The organism is Heyndrickxia vini, from assembly GCF_016772275.1.
GTDB lineage: Bacteria > Bacillota > Bacilli > Bacillales > Bacillaceae_C > Heyndrickxia > Heyndrickxia vini.
Map to the genome: position 1 here is coordinate 2,414,590 of NZ_CP065425.1, position 26,122 is coordinate 2,440,711.

28 protein-coding genes are annotated in these 26,122 nt (G+C 34.0%); 5 read left to right on the plus strand and 23 right to left on the minus strand.

Translation table 11 applies throughout. From position 1 onward, the window contains the following. Nucleotides 1-11: 11 nt before the first annotated feature. The 5 genes from I5776_RS12055 to I5776_RS12075 all read right to left on the minus strand — a co-directional run bounded on the left by I5776_RS12055 (nt 12) and on the right by I5776_RS12075 (nt 5,224). Nucleotides 12-203, minus strand: coding sequence for a hypothetical protein (locus tag I5776_RS12055; RefSeq protein ID WP_202776657.1), 192 nt, complete (start codon nt 201-203; stop codon nt 12-14). Nucleotides 204-248: 45 nt separating this feature from the next. After that, nucleotides 249-551 carry a hypothetical protein gene (locus I5776_RS12060; protein WP_202776658.1) on the minus strand — a complete coding sequence of 101 codons (303 nt, stop codon included), beginning with the start codon at nt 549-551 and terminating at the stop codon, nt 249-251. Between the two features lie 66 nt (nt 552-617). Beyond that, entirely contained in the window at nt 618-3,752 is a 3,135-nt protein-coding gene (locus I5776_RS12065; protein WP_202776659.1) for an AAA family ATPase, read from the minus strand. Beyond that, complete coding sequence (locus I5776_RS12070) at nt 3,749-4,894, minus strand: exonuclease SbcCD subunit D (RefSeq protein WP_202776660.1); 1,146 nt, start codon at nt 4,892-4,894, stop codon at nt 3,749-3,751. Before I5776_RS12070 ends, I5776_RS12065 begins: the two co-directional genes overlap by 4 nt. 150 nt (nt 4,895-5,044) lie before the next feature. Next, the gene (locus I5776_RS12075; protein WP_202776661.1) at nt 5,045-5,224 is read right to left on the minus strand and encodes a hypothetical protein; all 180 of its coding nucleotides are present in this window, start codon (nt 5,222-5,224) and stop codon (nt 5,045-5,047) included. A 218-nt stretch (nt 5,225-5,442) separates the two neighbouring features. Here I5776_RS12075 and I5776_RS12080 point away from each other — a divergent pair, with 218 nt between their 5' ends. Both I5776_RS12080 and I5776_RS12085 read left to right on the plus strand, forming a co-directional pair. After that, nucleotides 5,443-5,871, plus strand: coding sequence for a DUF2621 domain-containing protein (locus I5776_RS12080; RefSeq protein WP_202776662.1), 429 nt, complete (start codon nt 5,443-5,445; stop codon nt 5,869-5,871). 184 nt (nt 5,872-6,055) lie between these two features. Next, nucleotides 6,056-6,640, plus strand: coding sequence for a hypothetical protein (locus I5776_RS12085; RefSeq protein WP_202776663.1), 585 nt, complete (start codon nt 6,056-6,058; stop codon nt 6,638-6,640). Nucleotides 6,641-6,687: 47 nt separating this feature from the next. Here I5776_RS12085 and I5776_RS12090 read toward each other — a convergent pair whose 3' ends face one another. From I5776_RS12090 to I5776_RS12100, 3 genes are all read right to left on the minus strand, one after another. After that, on the minus strand, nt 6,688-7,176 hold the full coding sequence (locus I5776_RS12090) for a CcdC family protein (RefSeq protein WP_202776664.1): 489 nt from the start codon (nt 7,174-7,176) through the stop codon (nt 6,688-6,690). Nucleotides 7,177-7,339: 163 nt separating this feature from the next. Beyond that, nucleotides 7,340-7,699 (minus strand): response regulator, encoded by a 360-nt coding sequence (locus tag I5776_RS12095; RefSeq protein WP_202776665.1) that lies wholly within the window; start codon nt 7,697-7,699, stop codon nt 7,340-7,342. A 132-nt stretch (nt 7,700-7,831) separates the two neighbouring features. Continuing rightward, complete coding sequence (locus tag I5776_RS12100) at nt 7,832-8,545, minus strand: cytochrome c biogenesis CcdA family protein (protein WP_202776666.1); 714 nt, start codon at nt 8,543-8,545, stop codon at nt 7,832-7,834. Nucleotides 8,546-8,756: 211 nt separating this feature from the next. On the opposite strand from I5776_RS12100, the gene I5776_RS12105 reads away from it, so the two are divergent. Next, nucleotides 8,757-8,954, plus strand: a complete 198-nt coding sequence (locus I5776_RS12105) for an aspartyl-phosphate phosphatase Spo0E family protein (RefSeq protein WP_202776667.1) — start codon at nt 8,757-8,759, stop codon at nt 8,952-8,954. A gap of 94 nt (nt 8,955-9,048) precedes the next feature. On the opposite strand, the gene I5776_RS12110 is transcribed toward I5776_RS12105, so the two are convergent. From I5776_RS12110 to yneA, 8 genes are all read right to left on the minus strand, one after another. Continuing rightward, nucleotides 9,049-10,842 carry an ABC transporter ATP-binding protein gene (locus tag I5776_RS12110; RefSeq protein WP_202776668.1) on the minus strand — a complete coding sequence of 598 codons (1,794 nt, stop codon included), beginning with the start codon at nt 10,840-10,842 and terminating at the stop codon, nt 9,049-9,051. Then, nucleotides 10,832-12,598, minus strand: coding sequence for an ABC transporter transmembrane domain-containing protein (locus tag I5776_RS12115; RefSeq protein ID WP_202776669.1), 1,767 nt, complete (start codon nt 12,596-12,598; stop codon nt 10,832-10,834). The genes I5776_RS12110 and I5776_RS12115 overlap by 11 nt, the downstream gene beginning before the upstream one ends. A gap of 189 nt (nt 12,599-12,787) precedes the next feature. Continuing rightward, on the minus strand, nt 12,788-13,006 hold the full coding sequence (locus tag I5776_RS12120; RefSeq protein ID WP_066233348.1) for a YneF family protein: 219 nt from the start codon (nt 13,004-13,006) through the stop codon (nt 12,788-12,790). Nucleotides 13,007-13,080: 74 nt separating this feature from the next. Continuing rightward, nucleotides 13,081-13,521: a sporulation inhibitor of replication protein SirA gene (gene sirA, locus I5776_RS12125; protein ID WP_202776670.1), complete on the minus strand. Its 441-nt coding sequence runs from the start codon at nt 13,519-13,521 to the stop codon at nt 13,081-13,083. Between the two features lie 178 nt (nt 13,522-13,699). Continuing rightward, nucleotides 13,700-15,703, minus strand: coding sequence for a transketolase (tkt, locus tag I5776_RS12130; protein ID WP_202776671.1), 2,004 nt, complete (start codon nt 15,701-15,703; stop codon nt 13,700-13,702). A gap of 182 nt (nt 15,704-15,885) precedes the next feature. Then, nucleotides 15,886-16,119: a DUF896 domain-containing protein gene (locus I5776_RS12135; protein ID WP_202776672.1), complete on the minus strand. Its 234-nt coding sequence runs from the start codon at nt 16,117-16,119 to the stop codon at nt 15,886-15,888. A gap of 110 nt (nt 16,120-16,229) precedes the next feature. Continuing rightward, nucleotides 16,230-16,871, minus strand: coding sequence for a YneB family resolvase-like protein (locus I5776_RS12140; protein WP_202780782.1), 642 nt, complete (start codon nt 16,869-16,871; stop codon nt 16,230-16,232). A gap of 7 nt (nt 16,872-16,878) precedes the next feature. Continuing rightward, the gene (yneA, locus tag I5776_RS12145; RefSeq protein ID WP_202776673.1) at nt 16,879-17,199 is read right to left on the minus strand and encodes a cell division suppressor protein YneA; all 321 of its coding nucleotides are present in this window, start codon (nt 17,197-17,199) and stop codon (nt 16,879-16,881) included. A 164-nt stretch (nt 17,200-17,363) separates the two neighbouring features. Between yneA and lexA the strand changes: the two genes are divergently transcribed. Further along, nucleotides 17,364-17,987, plus strand: coding sequence for a transcriptional repressor LexA (gene lexA / locus I5776_RS12150; RefSeq protein WP_202776674.1), 624 nt, complete (start codon nt 17,364-17,366; stop codon nt 17,985-17,987). Nucleotides 17,988-18,193: 206 nt separating this feature from the next. Here lexA and I5776_RS12155 read toward each other — a convergent pair whose 3' ends face one another. The 4 genes from I5776_RS12155 to I5776_RS12170 form a co-directional block, all read right to left on the minus strand. After that, the gene (locus I5776_RS12155; protein ID WP_202776675.1) at nt 18,194-19,249 is read right to left on the minus strand and encodes a peptidoglycan recognition protein family protein; all 1,056 of its coding nucleotides are present in this window, start codon (nt 19,247-19,249) and stop codon (nt 18,194-18,196) included. 228 nt (nt 19,250-19,477) lie between these two features. After that, nucleotides 19,478-20,812 (minus strand): type I glutamate--ammonia ligase, encoded by a 1,335-nt coding sequence (gene glnA / locus I5776_RS12160; protein ID WP_202776676.1) that lies wholly within the window; start codon nt 20,810-20,812, stop codon nt 19,478-19,480. A 45-nt stretch (nt 20,813-20,857) separates the two neighbouring features. Continuing rightward, nucleotides 20,858-21,247: a MerR family transcriptional regulator gene (locus I5776_RS12165; protein WP_202776677.1), complete on the minus strand. Its 390-nt coding sequence runs from the start codon at nt 21,245-21,247 to the stop codon at nt 20,858-20,860. Between the two features lie 224 nt (nt 21,248-21,471). Then, nucleotides 21,472-22,734 (minus strand): methionine gamma-lyase family protein, encoded by a 1,263-nt coding sequence (locus tag I5776_RS12170; protein ID WP_202776678.1) that lies wholly within the window; start codon nt 22,732-22,734, stop codon nt 21,472-21,474. A 233-nt stretch (nt 22,735-22,967) separates the two neighbouring features. On the opposite strand from I5776_RS12170, the gene I5776_RS12175 reads away from it, so the two are divergent. Continuing rightward, entirely contained in the window at nt 22,968-23,588 is a 621-nt protein-coding gene (locus I5776_RS12175; protein WP_202776679.1) for a trimeric intracellular cation channel family protein, read from the plus strand. Nucleotides 23,589-23,596: 8 nt separating this feature from the next. Here the strand turns inward: I5776_RS12175 and spoVK are convergent, their stop codons facing one another. The 3 genes from spoVK to miaA form a co-directional block, all read right to left on the minus strand. Further along, a complete protein-coding gene (gene spoVK / locus I5776_RS12180; RefSeq protein ID WP_202776680.1) occupies nt 23,597-24,541 on the minus strand; it encodes a stage V sporulation protein K in 945 nt (314 codons plus the stop codon). Between the two features lie 307 nt (nt 24,542-24,848). Continuing rightward, nucleotides 24,849-25,079 carry an RNA chaperone Hfq gene (hfq, locus tag I5776_RS12185; protein ID WP_066233316.1) on the minus strand — a complete coding sequence of 77 codons (231 nt, stop codon included), beginning with the start codon at nt 25,077-25,079 and terminating at the stop codon, nt 24,849-24,851. 30 nt (nt 25,080-25,109) lie between these two features. After that, entirely contained in the window at nt 25,110-26,060 is a 951-nt protein-coding gene (gene miaA, locus I5776_RS12190; RefSeq protein ID WP_202780783.1) for a tRNA (adenosine(37)-N6)-dimethylallyltransferase MiaA, read from the minus strand. Nucleotides 26,061-26,122 lie beyond the last annotated feature (62 nt).

The following is a 26,122-nucleotide window of genomic DNA, read 5'->3' on the forward strand; positions in this document are numbered from 1 at the left end:
ATTCGCAGTTTTTATACATGTTGTTTTTTAAACCATTTTCTTATAAAGAGTAAGTTCATTATTATAGAGGCAATTGTAATTAGGATAAAAATTAATCCAATAATAAAATACCCTATTTTGAAGGCAATAATCGAAAAGGTGGCAATTGCTAATAGAATAATCCACCCAAATAGGATTGTTGCGACATAATAACTTTTTTCCATGCGTATCACCACCACGTTCACAATAGGTTGTTTTGTTGTATGCTATCAAAAAAGCGATGTAACGGATTGTTTCTGCTTTTTTGGTTTAAATAGTGAAAGAACAAGCCAATTAATTGTGTTTATTATCGACATTGATAGTACATAGTAAACAATTCCGGGAATAAGTTTAAATAATATATCCCAATTGATTGCTATCCACCATATTAACCCAATAATATGTATTGAAAAATTAATGATCGTCGCTTCAATTAATGGTTTTTTATAAATTTCAAATTTCCTCAACCGAAACATACTCCAAACGATTGATCCAATGAAAGCTAATCCTACAAAACAAAAATAAATTATCACATTATCCTACCTCCCCTTACAATATATGAAGGGGAGAAAAGATAATGCCTTAAACCCTGGTGCCATCTAGTTTACAAAATGAAATTCTGTTTTACTGCCACTTTGACTGGAGTATACTTCAAGACGTGCATCGATACGTTCTTTTAATTCCGGAACATGAGAAATTATTCCTACCAGTCTTCCGCTATTTTGTATATCCAATAATGATTCAATTGCTTGGTCTAATGATTCTGGATCAAGGGTTCCAAAACCTTCGTCTATAAACATCGTTTCAAGTGAAACACCGCCAGAATGTTGTTGTACAATATCAGCAAGTCCTAACGAAAGTGCTAAAGATGCCTTAAAGCTTTCCCCTCCGGAAAGTGTCTTCACATGGCGTTCTTGTCCTGTATATTGGTCAAAAACCAATAACTCCAAGCCACTTTGTACATTTCCTTTAGATCGATCTGTTTTTCTTAGTAAGTAGTATCGTCCACTTGTCATCCTTGTTAACCTTATATTAGCAACTTGTAAAATATCATCTAGAAATGCTGCAAGGACATATCGTTCAAATGTGATCCGATACGTGTTTTGGCCTTTTGAAATATCAGATAGATGACCAATTACCTTGTATTTTTCTTCAGACGCTTTAATTGCAAGATTAATCTTTTCCACCTTTTTCGCTATTTCTTCATTATGATGGATTTTCATTTGTACATTTGAATGTGCGGAAGATAAGTTCAGCAAATCATTTTCTAATTCGATAAATTGTTGCTTTAATTTCTCGATTTGCGGCTTATCAACATTTTTGAGAAGTTCAAATATTTCTTGATAACGATCCGAAACTGAGCGATACTCTTCTCGATAATTTTGAATCTGTTGTTCAAGTTGTTTGATTGTGTTTATCTCTCTTTTTGCTTTTGCGAATTGTTGGTATCCGTCAAACCCTTCCGCACTCAGCATATCGATAAATTTGTTTCTTTCTGTATTCAATGTTGCTTCAGACTTTGTTACTAAGTCTACTAATTTCTCATACGAAGCTCGATTTCCTGAAAGCTGTTCTTTTAATTGCTGTACGTACAGTTTTGCGTTTTCGAAATCTTTTTCTAGTTGATCTTTTTGGATTGTTATACGTTTAACTTTCTTTTCATACACATCTATTGTTCGAATATCATCTGGAATATTTTTTAAAGAATTTTGTATGGATGTATTTAACTCTGTATATTGTTTAGCAATTGCTTTTTCATTTTGCAAATAAGTTTCTTCATTTTTTCTTTCTTGTTTTAGTCTCTCTTCAAGAAGTGTAATCTCTTTTTCAATTTGACTAAATTGTGAAATTTTCTTTTTATGCTCGTTTATTAACTGATTTTTTTCCAATTGTTTTTCTTCGTATAATCTTAACAATTGTACTGCATTTTCAAAAGATGCTTCCGGAAGAATAGCGATAATTTCTTCTTTTTGTTCTTCAATCAATTCATTTAAATGTGTAAGGCTCGATTTTACTGTTAACCTGCCTGTTTCACTCTCTCTATATTCGCTCTCTAACTTTTCTACTTCTAATTTAGCGCTTTTCAAATCTTTTTCCGTAGGCATCTCATCGTGAATAATTGATCGATTCGGATGATGGGTAGATCCACAAACCGGACAAGGGTCACCTTCTATTAATCTTTGTGCCAATAAACTTGCTTGACCTATCTGCCACTTACGTTCTATAGAGGTAAGCGTATTTTTAGCATCCTCCAGCCTTACCTTTGCATGTTCATACAACTTTGTTTTTTCCTCTAAATCACGCTTTATTTTCGCTTCCTTCTCCATATGAGATGCGATCTTTCGTAACTTGTGAATAGTGTTTGTTAATTGATCTAACTCTTTTTCATTTTTCAATATAAGCAATTTCAATTCTTCCACCAATTTTTGTTTATTTCTTTTCTCGCTAATATTTACCTCGATTTGCTCAATTTGTGTTTTTGTTTGTTCAATTTTCACCTCAATGATTTTATACTCATTTTTAAGTGTGTTGAGTTCTAGTTGTCGATGTGCAAAAGAATATACTTCATCTTTTAAATTTGTTATTCTAATAAGTTCATCCGCTATTTGATTACGCATATTGGATTTTTTTTCTTCTTTGCTTAATCTATTTTCAGCTTGTTCTAATAATGCTACTGTTTGTTCTAGCTGAATCTTTGAACGTTGAAAATCTGCTTTATACGTATCATATTCTTTTTTAATACGATGACATAATTGATCTTGCTGTTCTAATCTTGATGCTTTATATGCCTGCTCAATTTCCACTTTCATTAGATCGTAATATTCTTTTTTAGACTCCAATACATCCTTTTCTTTTTTGAGACGATCGCGAATATCAAATTGTTTTAAAATAGTTTCCGCTTCATCGACTTTTTTCTTCGAGTCATCACGCTCTATCTTTTTTTGTTCAGTTTTTAATTGAAGTTCGATAGCCATTTGCTGCATTCTCTTGATTTCATCATTCAACATTGGAATTACTTTCAAGTCATTAATTTTGTCTTCATCAATGCCCTGCTGCAGCTCATCATTTTCAATTAGATAAATTGATTTCAATGCCATCGTTCGTTCTTCTATCTTTGCTTGTACATAATTTTTTAATGTAGTAGCTTCTTCTTTCAATTGTTCTTCGATTCGTTTAAAAAACTCTGTATGGAAGAGCCTTTGTAGAATCTGTTCTTTATCCTTACTTTCGGAAGTTAATAATTTTCGGAACTCTCCTTGTGGGATCATGAGGATTTGACGGAATTGATTAGCATCTAACTGAATAATTTCTTTAATTTTTTCATCCGTATCACGTACATTTGCTGCTAGAATTTGCTTTTCTCCTTCTTCATTGATTAAGTAAAGTTCCGCCTTAGCACCTACTGTTGTATAGCCATCTCCACGGCTTTTTCGCTTTTCTTGCTGTGGGGAACGAGAAATAAAGTAGGTTTTATTTCTAAGAGAAAAAAGCAAGGAAACTTCCGTTGGCAGTTCATCCTTAGCAAATTGGCTCCTTAGCTCATTGCCAATGCGGTCCTCTCCACTTGCTTTGCCATATATAGCAAAACTAATACCATCAAAAATGGTCGTTTTTCCAGAGCCCGTCTTACCGGAAATCACAAACATCGTTCGATTGCCTAGCTCTGTAAAATCAATCACTTCTTTTTCTGCATAGGGACCAAATGCTTGCATTATTAATTTTAATGGCTTCATAGGTTACGAGACTCCCCTTTCATCCGATCAATGATAGCTATCATCAAATCCCTTTTTTCTTGATTGAATTCTGATGTTGTCATTTCTTTATAAAACTCTTCAAATAAACTAAGTTCCGATTTTGATTGTCTTGTTACAGTACTGATAGACAATTTTTCTTTTACATCTATTTGGTCGATCTTTTTCTCTAAATGGAGTACATTCGGATACACTTGTCTTAACTTGTTAATTGGATCTAAAATAGCACCCTCATCATGAAGCACTATTTTCAAGTAATCATCTACCTTTTGATTTTGATAAAATGAAGGATCTAATAATTCATCAAGATATCCCGATAGTTCCCTCATATCCTGCCGTGGTGTAAGTATTCTTTCATCTACTGTAAGTTTACCGTTAGCATCTATTGTGACGATTGATACCGATTTCCTTTGTTTCGATTCTGAAAAGGAATACTTTAATAAGGAGCCGGAATATTTAATCGTATCATTCTTAATCGCATCCGGACTATGCAAATGTCCAAGTGCCGTATACGTAAATGGAGTAAAACAATCGACTGGTACACATCCTGTGCCACCAACAGATAAAATTCGTTCGGAATCACTTGTCGTACCACCGGCAACGAATGCATGTCCAATTAAAACATTTGGTTCATTCGGGTCTATAGTCTTTTCTATTTGTCCGACTATAGATTTCATTGCATCCTCGTGAGAATGAATAGATGAATCATCTAGTAATTGTCGTACAATACCTGGTTCTGCATACGGAACGAGATAAAAATTGACTCCATTTAAATAGATTGGTTTAAATACATTTGACAATTTACCTTCCATATAAAAATGACTTTGACGATACCATGTTGAACCAAAGGACAATCTTTCTGCACTATCATGATTACCAGAGATCGCTAAAATAGGTGTTTTTAGTTCTACATTAATTTTATATAGTATTTCATCTAATAGACTTACAGCATCTGTAGGAGGGACGGAACGATCATATAAATCACCTGCAATTACCACCGCATCAGGCTTTTCCTCTTCTACTAATTTAACAAATTGCTCAAGTACAATCCGTTGTTCGTCTGTCATATATATTCCATGTACAAGCTTTCCTAAATGCCAGTCAGCTGTATGAATAAATTTCATTCCAATCACCTCAGGTGCTTTTTATCATTCTGCTTATTATTATATCAAAATGAAGTATTTTAATAGAAGGGAAATAATGAATAAAGGAATTGTGAAATGGATTAAAAAAAGCAAGACCCTGCATAAAAAAGCAGAGTATTACTTTTTGTATCATTTATTAAATCCTTTAGATTTAACATGTATTTTATTGAGAAGAGTTATATATTCAGCAAACATTTTGCTATTACACGGCTCATTTTGCATAATTCCTAAAATGATTTGTGCTTCTGCTTGAAGCACTTGTAGACTTTTACAGTGATCGATTCGTTTTTGGAAATTTAATTGATCCATTCAATCACCCTCCAATCCACAGATTATGGATTTACCTTAGAATATGAAAATCATATGATAAAAACATAGGTAAAAGGACCTAATCACCGCACGAAATTTTCACTTGAAGTATTTTATTTTATTTTCCTACAATCATTCCTTTTATTTTACTTGTGATACCATTTCCAAATTGTCTATAATAGATAAAGATATGCTTTAAATAGATTGAGGTGAAGCACATGCTAAATGGCTGGTTTTTATGGTTTATTTTGTTTTGGGTAGTCATATTAATTAGTTTATTTGCAATTGGTGGTTTTTTTATGTTTCGAAAGTTTCTAAAGAGACTTCCAAAGGAAGATGGGAAATCGATATTGGATTGGGAAGAACATTACGTAAATCAAACACGTAGTCTTTGGACGCCAGATCAAAAGGAATTATTAGAGGAATTGGTGAGTCCTGTGCCGGAATTATTTAGGGATGTAGCAAGACAGAAAATCGCTGGAAAAATTGGTGAAGTTGCTCTTGAGGATCATGCTAAACAAATAAACCGGGAACATGTAATTAGAGGATATATATTAGCTACTCCAAAGAGAGATCATAAATTTTTAAGAAAAAAACTGCGTCAAATGGAAATAGATGAAACACCTTATGAACATTTGTTTCAATAGGAAATAAAATCGCCGCTTTTATAGCGGTTTATTTTTTGATGGCAATTTTTTAAATATTCGATATCATTTAACCGATTTTGAACTGATTAAACCTTGAATAGTTTGTATTTTCAAAACAAATTGTATATTTTTCTTGCAAGTTATGTTAATATTTCCAATAGATACAGATAAAGGGGGTATTTTCATGCGAAATGAGAGTCAGAAATTTACTATACTTCTATCAACCGGAATTATTTTCATTTTGGCATCAATGTTTTTCCCACTATTTCTTGGAAGTATCATTCGAGATACTTTTTTCAAACCAAGAGGTGCATTTGGCTATAGCTCCGATACGATTTCCTTTTTTCTACAAGCCGGTTCGTTTATCATAATAGGAATCATGTTTATCTTATTAGCAATTGATGCCATAAAAGTTAAGATTCGCGTTATTATTTCTACCACTCTATTTATTATCGCCGCAATTATCGCTGTCTACAGTACTGATAATTATTATTATGGAACGGAAAAAGGCTTTTACTATAATGATTTAACGAGTATAGGAACAAAAGAAATCCAATGGGAAAACGTATCGGAAGTTGAACAAGTGTATAAGAAGGTAGATGGAAATTTGGAGGAATCCAAATTGATCTTTAAGCGAAAAGACGGACAAAAAGTTGAAGTAAATTATTATACGAATCTATATCATCAGCGTAATACAATAGTTAGTTATGTTGAAAACTATGGTGGGAAGTCCGTTATTACAGAACTAGAGGAAGATTCTGAAGAATAAACAAAAAAAGCGAAACTAATTGTTTCGCTTTTTTCTTTGTCTTTATCTTATATCCCTTTTATTTGCACATCATTGTTAAGTGTTTCAAGCAGTTTACGATATTGAACATACATCGCTAAACGCCAAGGAACAATCATCCCAAACGCTAATAAATAAAACATGCCACTAAGTTGACCAACATCAATTTCGGAACTTAAAATAAGCTTTGCTACTAGCCTGATTAAAAGAAGGCCGATTAAAATAAAGCCAAATGCTTTCGATCTTTTTAAATATATATCATTTTCTCGAATTTCAAACCTAGATGTTTTCACTAAAACGATTGAAAATAGCATTCCTACCAAAACCGCTTCAAATATTTCGGATAAGGTAACTCGAAAAAATGGTTCAATAAACATTAGCATACCCGTACTCATAAAAATAGGAGGTAATATTATTTTCTTTGCTGATGCTGGTTTATGTGAAGCTTTCATCCGGACAAATATAACAACTAATCCCATGCACAAGGCAAAAATAGATGAAACAATTATTTCGAGCATATACGATCAACCTCTTTTACTTTGATGTTTAAACAAGCTTGTAAATGCCTTATCTATTATAACGGATTTCTTTCAAAAACGAAATCAAATAAAAGAAGGATATCTCACTAAATATGATTCGTTCACATAAGAGACACCTTCGTTTATTTACTTAATCATAGCTTTATTTTAGAACACGATCGATTGCTTCGTTCACACGAATTTCATTGAACGGCTTAACGATATAGTCCTTTGCTCCCGCATCAATTGCATTCATAACCATTTTTTGCTGTCCCATTGAGGAACAAATAATGATTTTTGCCTTTGGAAACTCTTGTATGATTTGTCGGACAGCTTCAAGACCAGTCATCTCAGGCATAGTAATATCCATTGTGACTATTTCAGGCTGTAGTAAGCGATACATTTCTACCGCTTCACGGCCATTCTCAGCTTCACCAATTACCTCATGTTTAGCTAGTTCTAGCATTTTCCGTAAGGTTACTCTCATAAATTTAGCATCGTCAACTACTAATACTTTAGCCAAAAGATGTTTCCCCCTCATCTTATATGCAATTAACTAACTGAACGATAATTAGTCACATATATAATAAATATAGCAAATATTTTTAATACTATGCAAACCATAATAATATAATTTTCTATTAAAAAAAGAATATTAGAATCCCTTAAATCCTCCGAAAAGTGCGGACATATAGCCTGTAAGCATTGTCATCCAGTTAAAAAAGAGAAAAATACCAAAAATGATCATGATAAATCCTCCTATTTTAACAATCCGTCCACTAAATTTACGTATCCACTTCAATTTTCCGATAAAAAATGAAAGGATAAAAAATGGTAACGCAAAACCAATAATATATGCAATCATGTAGAACATTGCTGAATTAGGGTTTGTCGCAGCTAGTGACATAACTGCAACCAATATTGGGCCAGTACATGGCGTCCATCCAGCCGCAAACGCTAAACCAATCAAAAAAGAGCCAACGAAACCGGTGGGTCGATTTTTAAATTGAAAACGATGTTCCTTCATCAAAAATTCCGGCTTTAAAAAACCAACAATCATGAAACCAAATATAACGATAACAATTGCCCCGATTTGCCGAATTAAATCTTGATTATTTTTAAAGAAATTTCCAACTAATGATGAACCAAAACCAAGAGCGATAAAAATAACAGAAAATCCAATGATAAAACATAAAGTATGCAGAAGACTCCTCTTCTGTAACATGGCATTTTCATTCTTTAATTCATTTACAGACATGCCTGTAATATATGAAACGAAAGCCGGGTAGAGTGGTAAACAACATGGAGATATAAAGCTTAAAAACCCCGCACCTAGCGCTAGAAATAAATTTAAATCTACTTCAGTCATACTAACAACTCCTGATACGTTTTTCTTCATTTTACCAAAGTTCACTCTTAAATATGACTTGATAATGTGTGAAGTTTTTGTGGACATCAACATTTATGTATATATTCAATCACAAATTACCATTGACTATATTAAATAATTTAATTTTTTATGGAAATAAAGAGATAACTTTTGAAAAAGTGTAAAAGATTGGGTATACTTAGATTAAATAATGAACGAAAGGAAATCATCCGTGAAAAATGAAAATCTTTCAAAACAAATTGAAAAAAAACGGGCTGATTTAATAGAAGTAGTAAAGAAAGAAGGGCTAGCATCTTCACTAGCCATTCAATATAGTCAAGAATTAGATCGTTTGTTAAATCAATATCTTCGTCTAAGTATGCAAAATAGATCCGCTATTTCTTCATAATCTATTTTTAACCCATTGAATATATTATAGAACGTGAATAAAAGAAAGTAAAAAAACGAGTACCCTTTCGTTTATTTTACTTTCTCTTTATTTATCAAGAAGTTATTGGATAAACAGAATCTTGCATACCATTTTGCAATAAATACATTTTATGATATAAACCATTTAATGCAATTAATTCTTTGTGATTTCCACGTTCAACTATTTCACCTTGATGTAAAACTAATATCAAATCTGCATCTTGAATGGTAGATAAGCGATGTGCGATAGCAATCGTTGTTCGGCCTTTTCTCATATAATTTAAGGCATCTTGAATTGCCTCTTCTGTTTCTGTATCAATATTTGCTGTTGCTTCGTCTAAAATTAATATTTTCGGATCGGTTGCAATCGTTCGGGCAAATGCAATCAATTGACGTTGCCCACTTGAAAAAGTTGAACCTCTCTCGACAACTTTATGGTGGTAACCACCTTCAAGATCATTTATAAAAGTATGTGCTTGCACAAATTTTGCAGCCTCTTGAATTTCTTGATCAGTTAAACTTGTATTATGAAGCTGAATGTTATCTTTTATGGTTCCATAAAATAAAAAAGGATCCTGTAATACTAAACCTAATTTTGAGCGTAACTCTTCGATAGGATATTTTTTGATCGATTTACCATCTATTAAAATATCCCCTCTTTTAAATTCATAAAATCTCATCATTAAATTAATCGTTGAACTTTTTCCACTACCTGTATGACCTACTAAAGCAATCGTTTGTCCTGGCAGCGCTTTAAAGGAAATATTTTTTAACACATCTCTCTTGCCATCATATGAAAAACTTACATTTCTAAATTCAACCTCACCCATTTCAATTTTCAAATCATTCATATTCTCTTGAATAGGAGCGATTTCCTTTTCATCAATTATTTTGAATATCCTTGATGCGGCAACGATTGCCTGTTGAAACATCGATAAGCGAAACATCATTTGATTTACAGGTTCAAAAAACCGATCTAAATAATTGACAAATGCGTACAAAACACCAATTTCTATTGGATTTTGAAAGGAAGAAATACCGAAATAGCTTAAAACGATGATTAATGCAAATACATAGACGAGATCAATTACTGGACGTAATAGAAGTCCATCAATCTTAATATTTTTCATTCCGGCTTTAAAATGTTTCTCATTAATTCTAGCGAATTCTTTACGAAAACGCGCTTCCTGTCGAAACAGTTGGACAATTGACATCCCTTGCAAAGATTCATTTAGTTTCGCATTTAACTGACTAAGACGTTCTCTTAAATCTTGATAAAAGACAGAACTATACTTGCGGTATAGTCCCATGATAAAAATGAGAATAGGCAATATACATAAGCAAAAGAAAGCGAGTTTTACATTTAACGAAAACATCGCAATAAATATCCCTATAATTAAAAAGATTCCTTGAATAAAAGTAACCATGACATTTACAAACATATCATTAATCGCTTCCGTATCGTTTGTTACTCTCGATACAATACTTCCTGCAGGTGTTCGGTCAAAGTATTTCATTCCTAATTTTTGCACCTTTGTAAAAACATCAATCCGCAACTGTTGAATAATTTTTACTGCAATTTCCTGAAACTTAAATAGCTGGTAATACTGAATGACCGCTTTAACTAACTGGATTAAAATATAAACGACTGCTAAATTCACAAGTGCTTGATATGGAAAATGTCTTGGCGTTAAATAATCATCGATAAATACCTTCACGATAATCGGACCATAAATATCACCAATTGTTGCTAATAGCAAAAGAAAGAAGGCAAAGATTATCATTTTTAAATGCGGTTTCGTATATGCCATTAAGCGAAGAAGTATTTTCTGTTGTTCTTTACCAGTCATCGTCATTTTACTTTCCATTATTCGCTTTTCCCCCATGTTCTACAAGCTCTTCAAGCTGCTGTCTGACATACATTGCTTTATACCAACCATCACTTTCCATTAATGAATCATGAGATCCCCGTTCAATAATTCGCCCATCTTCTAATACTATAATTAAATTTGCGTGTTTAATCGCACTGAGTCTATGAGCTGTAATAATCGTGGTTTTCCCCGATCGTTCTTTTTTAAGCGATTTCAAAATTGCCTCTTCCGTTTTTGCATCAACTGCAGACAATGAATCATCAAGAATTAACACTTCTGGATCTTTTAGCAATGCTCTCGCAATTGAAATTCTTTGTTTTTGGCCCCCCGATAAGGAAACACCTTTTTCTCCTACTATCGTTTCATACCCATCGGTAAACTGTTGGATGTCATCATGGATATGTGCAATTTCTGCCGCCTTCTCAATAAAAGTCTGATCTATTAATGGATCACTAAAAGCTATATTTTCTTTTACGGTTGAAGAAAATAAAAAATGATCTTGTGGAACGTAACCAACTGCTTCTCTTAACTTGTCAATCTGGTATTCATCAATCCTATACTCTCCAAACATAATAGTTCCATTTATTCCATCAAATTCTCTAAGGAGAAGTTTGATCAAGGTTGTTTTTCCAGCACCTGTTTTCCCTACTATCCCGAGTGTTTCCCCTTGTTTCAACTGAAAATGGATGTCATCTAACACTACCTTCGTTTCATTTGGATAACTAAATTCCTTTATCTTATATTCAATTGCACCCGTTGGAATAGCGGTAATAGCATTGGGGCGATCAAGAATTTCTATAGGTTCAGACAATAATTTACTTACACGCCCATATGAAGCTCGCCCCCGTTCCATAATGTTAAAGAGACTGCCAAATGCAAGCATTGGCCAAATAAGTAAACCTAGATATGTAGTAAAAGAGATTAATTGTCCAATCGTCAATTCATTTGAAATGACATATTTTGCCCCAAATATAATAGATAAAAAGAATGATAAGCCAATGACGATAGAGATAGTCGGATCAAAAAGAGCATCAATTCTCGCAACAGCTACATTTTTATTAACTACGTTGGAAGCTTGTTCACGGAATGACTCAATATCCTCCTTTTCTTGGCCAAATGTTTTAATTACTTTTATTCCATTTATACTTTCCTGTGTTTTATCATTTAAAGCAGAAAAAGCTTCTTGTGCACTATGAAATTTTTTATGGAGCAATGATCCATAATAATTCGTTAAAAGCGCCATAAACGGCATTGGTAACAATGCAATAAGCGTTAATTTCCAACTAATCGTTGTTGCCATCGCAATAACTACAAATCCACCCGTTAAAAGTGAATCAACAAACGTTAACACCCCAGAACCTGCTGTCCCTTGGATTGCCTGCAAATCATTTGTTGCATGTGCCATTAAATCACCGACACGTTTTTGTTGATAAAATGAAGATGACATTCTCGTAAAATGACTAAATAAACGATTTCGTAAGATTCTTGCTAATTTCAGAGATGAGCCAAATATCATAATCCTCCAATAATATCTCAAAACATACATAGTTAATGCAGTTACAATCAAAATAATAATCCATTTAACAAGAATACCCTTAGTCAATTCATTATCTTTTATTAAATCAACGATATTTCCCACAATTTTCGGGGGAATAAGCTGCAATCCCGCCACAACTGCTAAAATCAGTACACCCGATATGTATGCTTTCTTTTCCTGCTTAAAAAACCACATTAAATCAACGAAAACCCTCATTATTTCCCCCATCTGCCCATCAAAAATAGTAAAGTTTATATAAAATATTAATCGAAATAGATAATCCATTCTAATTTTAACAAATTTTCCGATAACAAAGAAGCAAATTTTCGCAAAAAAATAAAGCTATAAGATGATTGTTATTCTAAAGGCTGTCCCTTTTCTAACATCATTTATAGCTCTATTTTCTTACTTCATTTGCTGTTTATTCATCGCATTCATCATTTGATTGATTTTCTTTTGTGATGGTTTCATACCCATTTGAGTCATCATCATTTTAAGCATTTGTTCATTGATTGGCGGATTTTTCTTTAAGTAGTTCATCATATATTTACGCGCTATGAAAAATCCTAGTGCAACCCCAGCTAGTAGAGCTACAAGTATGATAATGTATACATACCAAGCCATAATAATCCTCCTTCATGTTGTCTATCTTACAGTGTACTAAATCCTCAATCATTATACAATATTTCAATTGTGTTTCAAACGAATTTTCTTTCTTTTATAGGTTTCAACCAGCCAAATCTCTCATTTTCAAGGTCCAACGCAAGTAATCTTCCATCATATTTTCGCAAAACTTCTAAAAAAGCCGATTCTGAGTCATAGTTTCCCCAGGCATTCAGTCTAAGCATATAATCATCGACAAATAATTCTACTCCATTGAACAAATCGTTTTCGATATATCGATAGAAATTATTTTGGTGAACAAAATCTTTTTTCTTTGAAAAAGCTTGTCCAAGTAAATGATGAATATGTAATATCGGTATTGGTTTCGTTATATACTCAATTTGCTTTCTTATTATTTGTTTGAGAACACCGTCTACTTCGTAGTATTCCAAAAACAAGTCAAAAAACATTCTTTCCCGTCCGTAATAATACTCTGCAACCTCTTCCTCTATTAAATAGATTTGATAGGCACGCATGATACCTCACTCCCGAGTTTTTATCCTTTCTTATTATTTTAGACGAATATTTCTGATTTTTTTGTCAAATACTGTTTCAAATAGATGATTTTTTTGTCGAATGTCTATTTTTATCATATACAGAACAAAGATAAGACATAAAAAAGGAGGATAACTAAGTTATCCTCCCGAATTTTTATTATTTAAGTAATGCTTTAACACGCGAAACTACGTTTTCTACAGTAAATCCGTATTCTTCCATTACTTTTCCACCAGGAGCAGAAGCACCGAATCCGTTAATAGCTAAAATATCGCCTTCGTCACCAACGTAGCGTTCCCAGCCAAAAGGAGCGGCCATTTCAATTGCAAGGCGTTTTTTCACCGCTTTAGGTATAACTGACTCTTTATATTCCTTCGACTGTTCTTCGAAACGATCCCACGACGGCATACTAACTACAGATGCATGGATTCCTTCATTTAATAATGCCTTTTGCGCATCAACAGCAAGATTCACTTCTGAACCGGAAGCTAATAAAATTACGTCTGCTTGATTATTTTCAGACGGAGATACTATATATGCACCTTTTGCGACACCTTCTTGAGCATTTTCTGCAGTTGATTTAATCGTAGGTAAACCTTGACGTGTTAAAACAAGTGCAGTCGGCTTATCCTTAGAAGTCAAAGCGAGTTTCCAAGCCGCAGCTGTTTCATTACCATCAGCCGGGCGAATAACAGAAAGATTAGGCATTGTTCTTAAGGATGGTAATTGCTCAATTGGTTCGTGTGTAGGACCATCTTCACCTACCGCAATACTATCATGTGTAAATACATAGGTGACTGGTAGGTTCATTAACGCTGCTAAACGGATTGCTGGTCGCAAATAATCGGAGAATACGAAGAACGTCCCTCCATAAACTTGTAATCCGCCATGCAATGCCATTCCATTCATCGCTGCACCCATTGCAAATTCACGAACACCAAACCAAATATTCCGTCCATCATAATTTTCTGGTGTAAAGTCTTTTTCACCTTTAATCATTGTATTGTTTGATCCCGCTAAATCTGCAGAACCGCCAATAAAAGTTGGAACATTTTTTGCAATAGCATTTAATACTTCACCACTTGAAGCTCTGCTTGCTAAGCTCTTTCCTTCTTCATAAACAGGGATTTCTTTATCCCAGTTATCAGGAAGTTCGCCTTTGATGGCACGCTCTAATTGTGCAGCCAACTCTGGGTATTGTTTTTTATAGTCAGCAAAAAGTTGTTCCCATTGTTGTTCTTTTTCAATTCCTGGTTCAACAATTTTTTCATTGAAACGATCATATACTTCAGATGGAACGTGGAAATCTTCTTCAAATGTCCATTTATAATAATCTTTCGTTAGCTTTAATTCATCTGCACCAAGCGGGGAACCGTGAACAGCAGATTTTCCGGATTTATTAGGTGATCCATATCCAATTACCGTCTTAACTTCAATCATAGTTGGGCGAGTAACATCGGATTTTGCTTCTTCAAGTGCTTTTGAAATGGCCTCAAAATCATTTCCATCTTCTACACGAAGATATTGCCATCCATATGATTTAAATCGACCTTCTACACTTTCCGAAAATGATTTATCTAAATCTCCATCAAGTGAAATATCATTTGAGTCATAAAGAACAACTAAACGACCCAGTTTTAAATGTGCAGCTAGTGAAGCAGCTTCACTGGATATCCCCTCCATAAGGTCACCATCACCACAAAGAGCATATGTATAATGATTAACTATATCGAAACTATCTTTATTGTACACACCTGCTAAATGACGTTCAGCCATTGCCATACCAACAGCCATTGCAATCCCTTGTCCTAATGGTCCGGTAGTTGCTTCAACACCTTTAGTATGACCAAATTCCGGATGTCCTGGAGTTTTACTTCCCCATTGGCGGAATTGTTTAATATCATCCATGCTTAAACCATATCCAGCCAAATGGAGTAAGCTATATAATAACATCGAACCATGGCCAGCTGATAAAACGAAGCGATCCCTATTAAACCATTCTGGATTTTTTGGGTTATGGTTCATAATTCTAGTCCAAAGTGTGTATGCCATCGGTGCAGCACCCATAGGTAATCCAGGATGACCTGAATTGGCTTTTTCAATTGCATCAATAGAAAGAGTTCTGATTGTGGTTACTGCTAATTGGTCTGTATTATCAAACAATTTTATACATCCTCTCTATCATATATAGTCCAATATTAATATTAAACATGTTTATATTATAACTCAACTAAAGAAAAGTATAGTTTTTTATCTTTTTAATTTCATGTTGAACTAACCGCTTTTTTAATAAAAATGAAAAAAGGCTGATTGGTCAGCCTTATCCATAAAGGTTATTTAATTATTCAATGGAGTCTTTTCTTCTCTTGAATACTGCGAACTTTTTGTGGTGTTACGTCATTTCCTTCCGGATCAATGACACGAACAGTTTCAATTGTGTTTTTCATAGAAGAACGAAAACTTTCTAAATACTCACGTCGAAGACGGGATTGTTCTTTCGCTTCCTCTTCAGTTAGTCCTTTTTCTTTAGCTTTTTTCGATAGTGCATTGATTCTTGATATTTTATCTTTAGAAAGCATATAGCTACTCCTTTTCTGTAGAAACTACTATCTTTTCCAGTAGAAGATACAGTAATAGTACTAGATAAATACTTTGTTATCAAGAAAAGAGCTTAAGCTTCCTTCTATAGTTATTCTTGCTTTATATATTCTTGATATCTTCTATGCACAGTTGCTTTTGAAACATTATATCCAAATCCTCTTAGTGTTGCTGCTATTTCAGCGAATGTTAGGTTATTCTTACGTAAACGGACTATTTCGTCTATAGGCATATCCTTGCGATCACGTCCTTGAACATTTCCATGTTCTTTTAAATTCAATTCTGGCCGATAACCTTTTTCTACTGCACGTTTCATTCCTCTTTTTATTTTTAAATTATGTAATTTTCGTTGATATTCTTCTACCATACTAACAATATTTAAAACCATAGAATCAGATTCTGATAATTCTAATTCCCCCTGATGGGAAATACTATATACTTTAATACCTTCCTTAAAAAGACAGTGCAAAAGAGCAATTTTTGCATTACCTCTGCCTAATCTCGTCTCATCTTGAATTAATAATGCATCAATGTTTCTTTCTTTAACAAGATCAAGGATTTCTAAAATCCCCGGACGATCTAAATGATATCCACTTTCTTGATCATGAATCACTTTAACAAGATCGAACCCACACCTTTTAGCCATCTCCACTAGTTCTGCCTCTTGTCTTTCAAGTGATGTTTCTTGCGTATGTTTTTTTGTACTTACACGACAATAGATTACTGCTTTCATCATTTTATTACTCCAAATCTAATGCATATTGATTACTATCATCCAACTGTTTTTTCGTTTTAATAGGGATTATAATTTTTTCTCCAGCTTTTATATTACTACTAGTTAAATGATTTTTCTTTGTTACCCACTCGATGAACTCATTTGGATTCATTGAATGTTCCTTTGAATAAATATGAGCAATTTCCCACAATGATTGCCCTTTAGTTACGATAACTTCCTGATAGTTTTTGTCATCTATAAAAGAGTTCATCGCATATAATCCTATAACCATTGATAAAACAATTAATATAATAACATAAGAATATTTTTTCCATAGAATAGTCATATTATAAAACCACCTTCGAATGTATGTTCGTTTATTATTTTTATTATAATGCGAACATTTGTTTCAAGTCAATAGTTTTTTCGAACTTATGTTTGTATAGTTGGAAAAGAAATGCTATAATGGAATTAATCTAAAAGATACGTTTAATAGTCGGGGTGTATATGATGACAAAACTTTCAAAAAGACAACAGGATATACTGGATTTTATTAAGCAAGAAGTTAAATCAAAGGGATATCCACCATCTGTTCGTGAAATTGGTGAAGCCGTCGGACTAGCCTCCAGTTCTACTGTCCACGGTCACCTATCAAGATTAGAAACAAAAGGATTAATCCGAAGGGATCCTACTAAACCGAGGGCAATCGAGATCCTCGATTTTGAATCGGAAAACATCCCTAAACAAAATGTCGTGAATGTTCCTTTATTAGGTAAAGTGACTGCAGGTATGCCTATTACTGCTATTGAAAATATCGAAGAGTTTTTCCCATTACCAGAACAATTAGCACCCACTGATGAGAATATCTTTATGTTGGAAATTGTCGGTGAAAGTATGATCGAAGCTGGTATTTTAGATGGTGACTATGTAATTGTCCGTCAACAACAAACCGCTAATAACGGGGATATCGTCGTTGCAATGACTGAAGATGATGAAGCAACAGTGAAGCGTTTCTTTAAGGAGAAAGACTTTTTTCGGCTTCAACCAGAAAATTCAACAATGGCTCCAATCATTTTAAATAATGTCTCTATTTTAGGCAAAGTTATTGGTCTATACCGTCATATCATTCATTAAGTAAAATCTCCAATATAAAAACATCCAAATTTCATTTAAATAAAACGAAATTTGGATGTTTTTTCTTTCAAATCGTCACTTGCAACGAATTTTCCAAATAACTCTTTAATGGACTAAAATAAGCCCCTCTCGTTTGAGAAAGGGCTTATTAACATGATGTAAATCATGCACTGATTATATTATGTGCAGGTTGCAATCAAATTATACTATTTTATTACTGCGCCAGTTGATGGTGCCGCATAAATGTTTACTTTACCAAAATCATCCGTCTTAATCGTATAGACATCCTTTTGCGGTTCTCCCAAAATATCGTATGAAAGACCTCCAAATTTCTTAGGATTTAAAAAACCCACTTCATTTCCTTTTACTGGTGCTTTATCGAGAGGGTAAACTCTCCAACTTGAATCAGTTCTAGGAAGATACACTTTCTTAGGTTTAGGTTTGGAGGCTGATCCCGGGTGGGTTTCATTCTTAGATGCACCTTCTAACTTCACATATTTCGGCGAAGCAGTTATATAGTATACTGCACCTTTACTGTTCTTAACTTTGTACATATACTCATTGCCCACTTTTACTTTCTGGACAACTTCCGGAAATCCATCTCCTTTACGCAATATACCAACTTTATAATTGGTATCAAATGTTGCTTTCGAATAGAAGTTTACTCCATCCGAACCGCCATAAATACTTTCAACTCTTTTTCCTTTAAATGAACTGTCATTTGATGGATCAGGTATTGTAGGATTTGGATTTGTTTCAGGTTTAGAAGGAGAAGCACCTGCCTTCACCTTGTCTAAAAAGTCTTCCCAAGTAATCCCCTTTTCTCCACTTCTTAAATAGCGTGGACAGTTCTTTCCACTCCAATGGTTATGTTGAACTACGTTAGATACGGGAATACTGTGTTCATTCATTAAATGATTCGTTAACCAAACAGTATTATCTACTGCCTTTTTAAAGTCACCATCACTGTTAACACAGATTTCTATCGCAATTGATTTCATGTTCCCTAGTCCATAACCATCCCCTGCATGCCATCCTACTTCATTTGTAGGTAATGATTGATAAATTGAATCTTCATCTACCTGAAAATGCCAAGAAGCTTGTCTTGTATTACCTTTATATTGTAAATTGGCATGGGCTACATCATCTGCACCTCTACTCGTGTTGTCGGTTTCGTGAATTGTGATATATTCTGGATCCATCTTTATTCCAGGTCGGGTAAATGTATTTGAAACAGGGATAAATTTTTGATTAATCTTCATAAAAATCATCTCCTTACTATTTAATATGAAATCTAGCTATTTTTCGGAAAGGCGTATGAACAAAAAAGAGTAACGATTTGATCGTTACTCTTTGAAATGTGCTTTCTATTTAAAGTAGATCTAACTATAAATTCATTGTCGTGTGTAAAAACAACTAAACAAGCCAAACAAGATTCTAACTTAATACAAAAAACCCCTCGACACCAATAGTATCAAGGGGTTTACTAATTAATACATTTGCATATATTGCTCGCGTTCCCACGGATGGACTGTTGTGCGGAACATATCCCATTCAATCTCTTTTGCTTCTAGGAAATGTTCAAGAATGTGTTCACCAAGTGCACTTGTCATTACTTCATCTGAAGTTAAATTTTCCAACGCTTGTTTTAATGTTCCAGGGAGATCAACAATTCCGGCTTCCTCGCGTTCTTGTTTATTCATAACGTAAATATTTCGATCAACCGGTGCTGGAACTTTTAGTTTATTTTTTATTCCATCTAAGCCGGATTTTAATAATACAGCCATTGCTAAATATGGATTAGCAGCTGGATCGACACTGCGAACTTCAATTCGTGTGCTTAATCCACGTGAAGCTGGAATTCGCACTAATGGACTACGGTTTCTTGCGGACCATGCAACATAACATGGTGCTTCATAACCAGGAACTAAACGTTTATAAGAATTTACAGTTGGATTGGTAACTGCGGTAAAATTCGTTGCATGTTTAATTACACCAGCAATAAATTGATATGCCGTTTCACTTAATTCAATTTTACCACTTGGGTCAAAGAAAGCATTTTCGCCATTTTTGAACAATGATAAGTTACAGTGCATACCGGATCCACTTACACCAAACAATGGTTTTGGCATAAATGTTGCGTGCAGTCCGTGCTTTCGGGCAATGGTTTTAACAACGAGTTTAAATGTTTGTATATCATCACACGCTTTTAATGCATGAGCATATTTAAAGTCAATTTCATGTTGTCCAGGCGCTACTTCATGATGTGAAGCTTCTACTTCAAATCCCATTTCCTCAAGTTCTAGAACGATATCTCGACGACAGTTTTCACCTAGATCGGTTGGAGCAAGGTCAAAGTATCCCCCATTATCATTCAACTCTAATGATGGCTCCCCTTTTTCATCTAATTTAAATAAGAAAAATTCTGGTTCAGGTCCGAGATTAAAATCGGTGAAACCTAATTCTTCCATTTCTTTCAATACACGTTTCAAATTATTTCGCGGATCTCCTGCAAATGGTGTACCATCTGCATTATAAATATCACAAATTAGGCGAGCCACTTTCCCTTTTTCTGCTGTCCAAGGAAACACAACCCATGTATCTAAATCAGGGAATAAATACATATCAGATTCTTCGATTCGCACAAAACCTTCAATTGAAGAACCATCAAACATCATTTTATTGTCTAGCGCTTTACCAAGCTGGCTAATCGGTATCTCAACATTTTTAATCGTTCCTAATATATCAGTAAACTGAAGACGAATAAATTTCACATTTTGCTCTTCTGCAATTTTTTCAATGTCACTACGATTATACCTTGACATAAACAATTCCTCCCTATGGGTCCTATTTTTTTATACAGCTATCCATTAATGAAAAAATCTCGGTCTTTCATTTTGCATCCCAGGGCGTTGAAATCTCCCTGCTTGTAAAAGTTCTTCCCTTAATATTTTTCTCACTTCTTCGTTAGATACTTCCGGTTTTGTTGTAGTTGTTTCAATTGGAGCTGGTTCAGTTTTCAGAATTAATATTTTCTTAATTCCCGCCATATTTATGCCTTGATCTAACAGATCTTTAATTTCTAACAATTGGTCGACATCATTTAAAGAATATAGCCGGCGGTTCCCATCTGATCTAGCCGGATGGATTAAACTATGTTCTTCATAGTATCGAATTTGACGGGCCGTTAAATCGGTTAATTGCATCACTGTACCAATCGGTAAAATTGGCATGGAACGACGAATTTGATTACCACTCATTAAAAACTCCGCCTTTCATATTTGCTATATGACTACTTTAACTCACGTTAGATTATTTGTCAATAATATGTTAGGTTTTCTTACATTTATTTTTATATTAAATTTATAATTTGTGAAGTGAATACCACACAAGGTTCTCTCTTATCACTTCAATAAGAATGTGCTTTAACTTAGAAAAAATAAAAAACGTGTGAAATGAAAGGTTCACACGCTTTTAGGTCCATTTATATTAAATTCTTTGTTAATAAACGGTCTAATGCTGAGCAGACGGCGATTTTTACATGAGAGTATGTTAATCCTCCTTGGACATACGCAGTGTATGGCGGTCTCAATGGTCCATCCGCTGATAGTTCAATACTTGCACCTTGAATAAATGTTCCTGCAGCCATAATTACATCATCTTCATACCCAGGCATATAGCTTGGATACGGAGTGACATACGAATTTATTGGTGAAGCAAATTGGATTGCTTGGCAGAACTCAATCATTTTATTTGAATCTTCGAATTGAACAGATTGGATGAGGTCTGTTCGGTTTGCATCCCATTTTGGATGTGTATTTAAATGAAACTTTTCTAAAATTGCTGAAGTGAAAACAGCTCCCTTTAATGCTTGGCCAACAACATGAGGCGCTAGGAAAAATCCTTGATACATTTCTTGTAATGAGTAAAGTGAAGCACCCGCCTCAGCACCGATTCCAGGTGATGTCATACGATATGAGCAAGCATCCACCCATTGCTTCTTACCAACGATATATCCACCAGTTTTCACAATTCCTCCGCCTGGATTTTTAATTAATGAACCAGCCATTAAATCTGCTCCAACATGACACGGCTCAATGTTTTCGACAAATTCCCCGTAACAATTATCAACGAAAACAACCACATCCGGTTTAATTTCTTTAACAAACTTAATCATTTTTTCAATTTCTTCAATTGTAAAAGAAGGGCGGTTTGCATATCCTTTTGAACGTTGGATGCCAATCATTTTTGTATTCTTTTTAATGGATTGTCTGATACCTTCATAATCAATTGCACCTTCGCTTGATAAAAGAACAGTATTGTAATCAATTTGAAATTCTTTTAATGAACCAACTCCGCTTCCTCGGATCCCGACTATTTCTTCTAACGTATCGTAAGGCTTACCAGTTATATATAATAATTCATCTCCTGGTCTTAATACGCCAAATAGAGCGATGGAAATTGCATGTGTTCCCGAAATAATTTGCGGACGAACTAGCCCTGCTTCTCCACCAAATACTTCCGCATAAATTTTTTCAAGCGTATCCCTCCCAATATCGTCATAGCCATAACCTGTTGATGGATTAAAATGGGAATCACTTACACGGTTAGCTTGAAAACTTTGTAACACCCTAAACTGATTTTCTTCTATTCTTTGATTTATTTTTTCGTGAATCGGTTTAATTTGTTGCTCTACTTCTTCTATAATTGGTTTTAATTTCTCACCGTTAACTAAATACTGTAACATCTTGTTGCTCCTTTAAAATCTGATATTAGCCATTCCCCTTCCTACTTAAGAAGAGAATGTGTTTATTTCATCTTAACAGAAAAATATGAAACAAAAAAATTTTTCTTGTAAGTATGATTTATCGTGATAAAATCAAATTTGTGATGAAAGTAATACACTTACATATTAGAAATTTTAGAGCCTAATTTTTTCATATCATCATAGATTATTGATACTTCTGGGAGGTATACCCAATGACTTGGGAAATTCTAAGTATTATTGGTACTATTGCATTTGCTGTTTCCGGGGCAATCATTGCAATGGAGGAAGAGTATGACATATTGGGGACCTATATTTTAGGGATTGTTACCGCTTTTGGGGGAGGTGCAATTCGAAATCTCCTAATTGGCGTTCCTGTTTCGGCACTTTGGGAGCAGAGCCTTTTATTCCAAATCGCTTTACTGTCTATTACAATTATTTTTTTATTTCCTCATAATTTATTGCGACATTGGCAGCGTTGGGGGAATTTTTTCGATGCAATGGGACTTGCTGCATTTGCTATCCAAGGGGCACTATATGCAAAACAAATGGGGCACCCATTAAGTGCCATTATCGTTGCAGCTGTATTAACCGGAAGTGGTGGGGGAATTATTCGCGATGTTCTTGCGAAAAGGAAACCACTTGTTTTACAATCCGAAATATATGCTGTCTGGGCAATTCTTTGTGGATTTGCTATTGGGCTAGGTTTGGCAAAGGAACCTATTGAGCTATATTTATTATTTGTTATTACAACAATGCTCCGAGTACTATCCTATATATTTAAGTGGAAACTTCCTAAAAAAACGAGAATAAAAACGGCTAGTCATCATGACTAGCCGTTTCTTTATAGATTATCCGGAAACAATAAATCATTACTTCTAATTGTTAATAGGTCATGTCGATCAAAATGATGATTATTTAATAACCTCATAGCTTGAGAGCGAATCGACTTTTCGATTACATTTCGAACATACCTTCCATTTGAAAAACTTGTCGGATTCATCATTTTTACATACGATAGATGATCTTTTAGTTTTCTTTCCGCATCATGGCTTAGAACATATTCTTTTTCGGATAACATTCTCTTACCTATTTCCATTAGTTGCTCAACATTATAATCAGGAAAGTGAAATACTAATGGAAATCTAGAATGAAGACCGGGATTTAAACTAAGAAAATAATCCATTTCTCTTGAGTACCCTGCTAAAATTAAAATAAACTCATGCTGCCGATCCTCCATATGCTTGACCAGTGTATCGATTGCTTCTTTTCCAAAATCCTTTTCCCCACCCCTGCCTAGGGAGTATGCCTCATCAATGAAAAGGATTCCTCCTATCGCCTTTTTAACTAAATCACGCGTTTTTTGTGCAGTATGACCAATATATTCACCTACTAAATCTGCACGTTCCGCTTCAATTAAGTGTCCCTTTGTTAAAACATTCATTTTTTGAAATAGTTTACCAATCAGTCTTGCTACCGTTGTTTTCCCTGTACCTGGATTACCTTTGAACATCATATGAAGTGCCTGTTTACCAGTTTTTAGACCTGCTAATTCTCGTTTTTTATTAATATATATCCACGCATATATTTCCTTAATCATCTTTTTCATTTCATCCATTCCAACGAGAGCACTTAATTCTTCTTCAATTTCTCTGAGTGCCTCATGCTCTGTCGATACTCTCTTTTGAACAGCTTCCTTTGGATGATGTGTTTTTGAGGCTTCTCTTTGTTGTGCACCGAGGACAATACTTATTTGGCCATTATTTTTCATGCGTATTGGTTGATCCAAAGCGTTCACCTCACAATCTGAAAACAGTATACGCTAAGAGGTAAAAAAGTGTGACAAACGCCCAGGTCCAAGCGTTTTTTTAATCACCTATTTTTAAACAGTATGAAAACATATAAGATTGATTCATTATTGTGAATTTGATTTTAAAATAATATTTTCATATGTCCAAACAAGTCATTTCGAGTTTCCCTCTTCACATTCTATTCCCTCGTACGAGTAAACATTACTTTGTCCTTTTAAAAATTATTGGCATGAAAAAAGCATGTTTAACAATTTCTTGTTAAACATGCTCATTCTTACCTACTACTTATTGTTCTTCAAAATTTATTTGGACATTTTTTAAAGGGGAAAAGGTTGATATAGCGTGTTTAAAGACAAGCTGTTGTTTCCCTTCTGACTCAAATAATACAGTAAAATTGTCAAATCCTTTTATTTGTCCGCGAAGTTGAAATCCATTTAATAAAAATACAGTTACTGATGTACCATCTTTACGTAATTGGTTTAAAAACTGATCTTGAATGTTAATTGCCTGTTTCATAAAAATCCTCCTCTTCTATCTCTATAATTATTAATTCGATTTTAATCGAAGCTTTCCTGCAACAAAATGTGATATTTCCTTTATTTTTTTCTTTCTTTCCATATCATTTGTCATATCAAACCAAGTTACATCCATTTTATTTCTAAACCAAGTTAATTGCCTTTTAGCATACCGTCTAGAATTTTGCTTTAACTGGGTTATAGCTTCGTTTAACGTTATTTTCCCATCAAAATAATCATACAATTCCTTATATCCAATTGCTTGTATGGATTGGACATTACGTATCCCTCGCTCATATAAATCTTTTACTTCTTCTAACAGTCCTTCATTAATCATGTTATCCACCCGTTGATTAATTCGTTCATACAATTTATCTCGTTCCATCGTAAGACCGATTATTGCCACATCATATAATAAATCTGTAGCTTGTTGTTGTTGATACTCCGTTGCTGTTTTCCCTGTACAATGAATTACTTCCAAGGCCCTAATAACTCGTCTAATATTATTTGGATGGATTTTTTTTGCACTTTCGGGATCCATTTCTTCCAGCAACCGATAAACACTTAAATTCCCTTCTTCTTCTGCTTTTTTTTCATATTGTGCCCGTATTGCTGCATCTCCAGGTGCATCGCTAAATTGGTAATCATAAATTACTGACTGTATGTATAATCCTGTACCACCAACAATCATCGGTATTGCATTCTTTTGATAAATAAGATTGATTTCTTTCCTTACTTTTTCTTGGAATTCCGCAACGGAAAATGGTTCGTCGGGTTCCTTGATATCTATTAAGTGATGGGGAACTCCATTCATTTCTTCTTCTTTTATTTTCGCAGTTCCTATATCCATCCCTTTATAGATTTGCATAGAATCACCGCTTATGATCTCCCCATTAAAATGTTTTGCAAGGTAAATGCTTAGTTCTGTTTTCCCAACTGCTGTTGGTCCGATTAGTACGATAAGTTTTTTTTTCTTTTCCAAACGTTTCACAGCCTTTTCACATGTAAAGAATATCTTAATCGTACCATATTTAAAGATAATTA

Bases quoted from the DNA above. Each gene is read 5' to 3' on its own strand.
- I5776_RS12135 (WP_202776672.1), bottom strand. From the start codon at position 16,119: ATGCTTTCTAAAGATAAAATATCAAGAATCAATGCACTATCGAAAAAA.
- I5776_RS12120 (WP_066233348.1), bottom strand. From the start codon at position 13,006: ATGGCTTGGTATGTATACATTATCATACTTGTAGCTCTACTAGCTGGG.
- I5776_RS12105 (WP_202776667.1), top strand. From the start codon at position 8,757: ATGAACGAAAGGAAATCATCCGTGAAAAATGAAAATCTTTCAAAACAA.
- I5776_RS12155 (WP_202776675.1), bottom strand. From the start codon at position 19,249: ATGAAGATTAATCAAAAATTTATCCCTGTTTCAAATACATTTACCCGA.
- I5776_RS12065 (WP_202776659.1), bottom strand. From the start codon at position 3,752: ATGAAGCCATTAAAATTAATAATGCAAGCATTTGGTCCCTATGCAGAA.
- I5776_RS12075 (WP_202776661.1), bottom strand. From the start codon at position 5,224: ATGGATCAATTAAATTTCCAAAAACGAATCGATCACTGTAAAAGTCTA.
- I5776_RS12115 (WP_202776669.1), bottom strand. From the start codon at position 12,598: ATGAGGGTTTTCGTTGATTTAATGTGGTTTTTTAAGCAGGAAAAGAAA.
- lexA (WP_202776674.1), top strand. From the start codon at position 17,364: ATGACAAAACTTTCAAAAAGACAACAGGATATACTGGATTTTATTAAG.
- I5776_RS12140 (WP_202780782.1), bottom strand. From the start codon at position 16,871: ATGAAAGCAGTAATCTATTGTCGTGTAAGTACAAAAAAACATACGCAA.
- I5776_RS12080 (WP_202776662.1), top strand. From the start codon at position 5,443: ATGCTAAATGGCTGGTTTTTATGGTTTATTTTGTTTTGGGTAGTCATA.
- I5776_RS12165 (WP_202776677.1), bottom strand. From the start codon at position 21,247: ATGAGTGGTAATCAAATTCGTCGTTCCATGCCAATTTTACCGATTGGT.
- I5776_RS12055 (WP_202776657.1), bottom strand. From the start codon at position 203: ATGGAAAAAAGTTATTATGTCGCAACAATCCTATTTGGGTGGATTATT.
- glnA (WP_202776676.1), bottom strand. From the start codon at position 20,812: ATGTCAAGGTATAATCGTAGTGACATTGAAAAAATTGCAGAAGAGCAA.
- sirA (WP_202776670.1), bottom strand. From the start codon at position 13,521: ATGCGTGCCTATCAAATCTATTTAATAGAGGAAGAGGTTGCAGAGTAT.
- I5776_RS12170 (WP_202776678.1), bottom strand. From the start codon at position 22,734: ATGTTACAGTATTTAGTTAACGGTGAGAAATTAAAACCAATTATAGAA.
- hfq (WP_066233316.1), bottom strand. From the start codon at position 25,079: ATGAAACAGGCAATTAACATTCAAGATCAGTTTTTAAACCAATTACGT.
- I5776_RS12085 (WP_202776663.1), top strand. From the start codon at position 6,056: ATGCGAAATGAGAGTCAGAAATTTACTATACTTCTATCAACCGGAATT.
- I5776_RS12175 (WP_202776679.1), top strand. From the start codon at position 22,968: ATGACTTGGGAAATTCTAAGTATTATTGGTACTATTGCATTTGCTGTT.
- I5776_RS12110 (WP_202776668.1), bottom strand. From the start codon at position 10,842: ATGGAAAGTAAAATGACGATGACTGGTAAAGAACAACAGAAAATACTT.
- I5776_RS12090 (WP_202776664.1), bottom strand. From the start codon at position 7,176: ATGCTCGAAATAATTGTTTCATCTATTTTTGCCTTGTGCATGGGATTA.
- I5776_RS12070 (WP_202776660.1), bottom strand. From the start codon at position 4,894: ATGAAATTTATTCATACAGCTGACTGGCATTTAGGAAAGCTTGTACAT.
- yneA (WP_202776673.1), bottom strand. From the start codon at position 17,199: ATGACTATTCTATGGAAAAAATATTCTTATGTTATTATATTAATTGTT.
- I5776_RS12100 (WP_202776666.1), bottom strand. From the start codon at position 8,545: ATGACTGAAGTAGATTTAAATTTATTTCTAGCGCTAGGTGCGGGGTTT.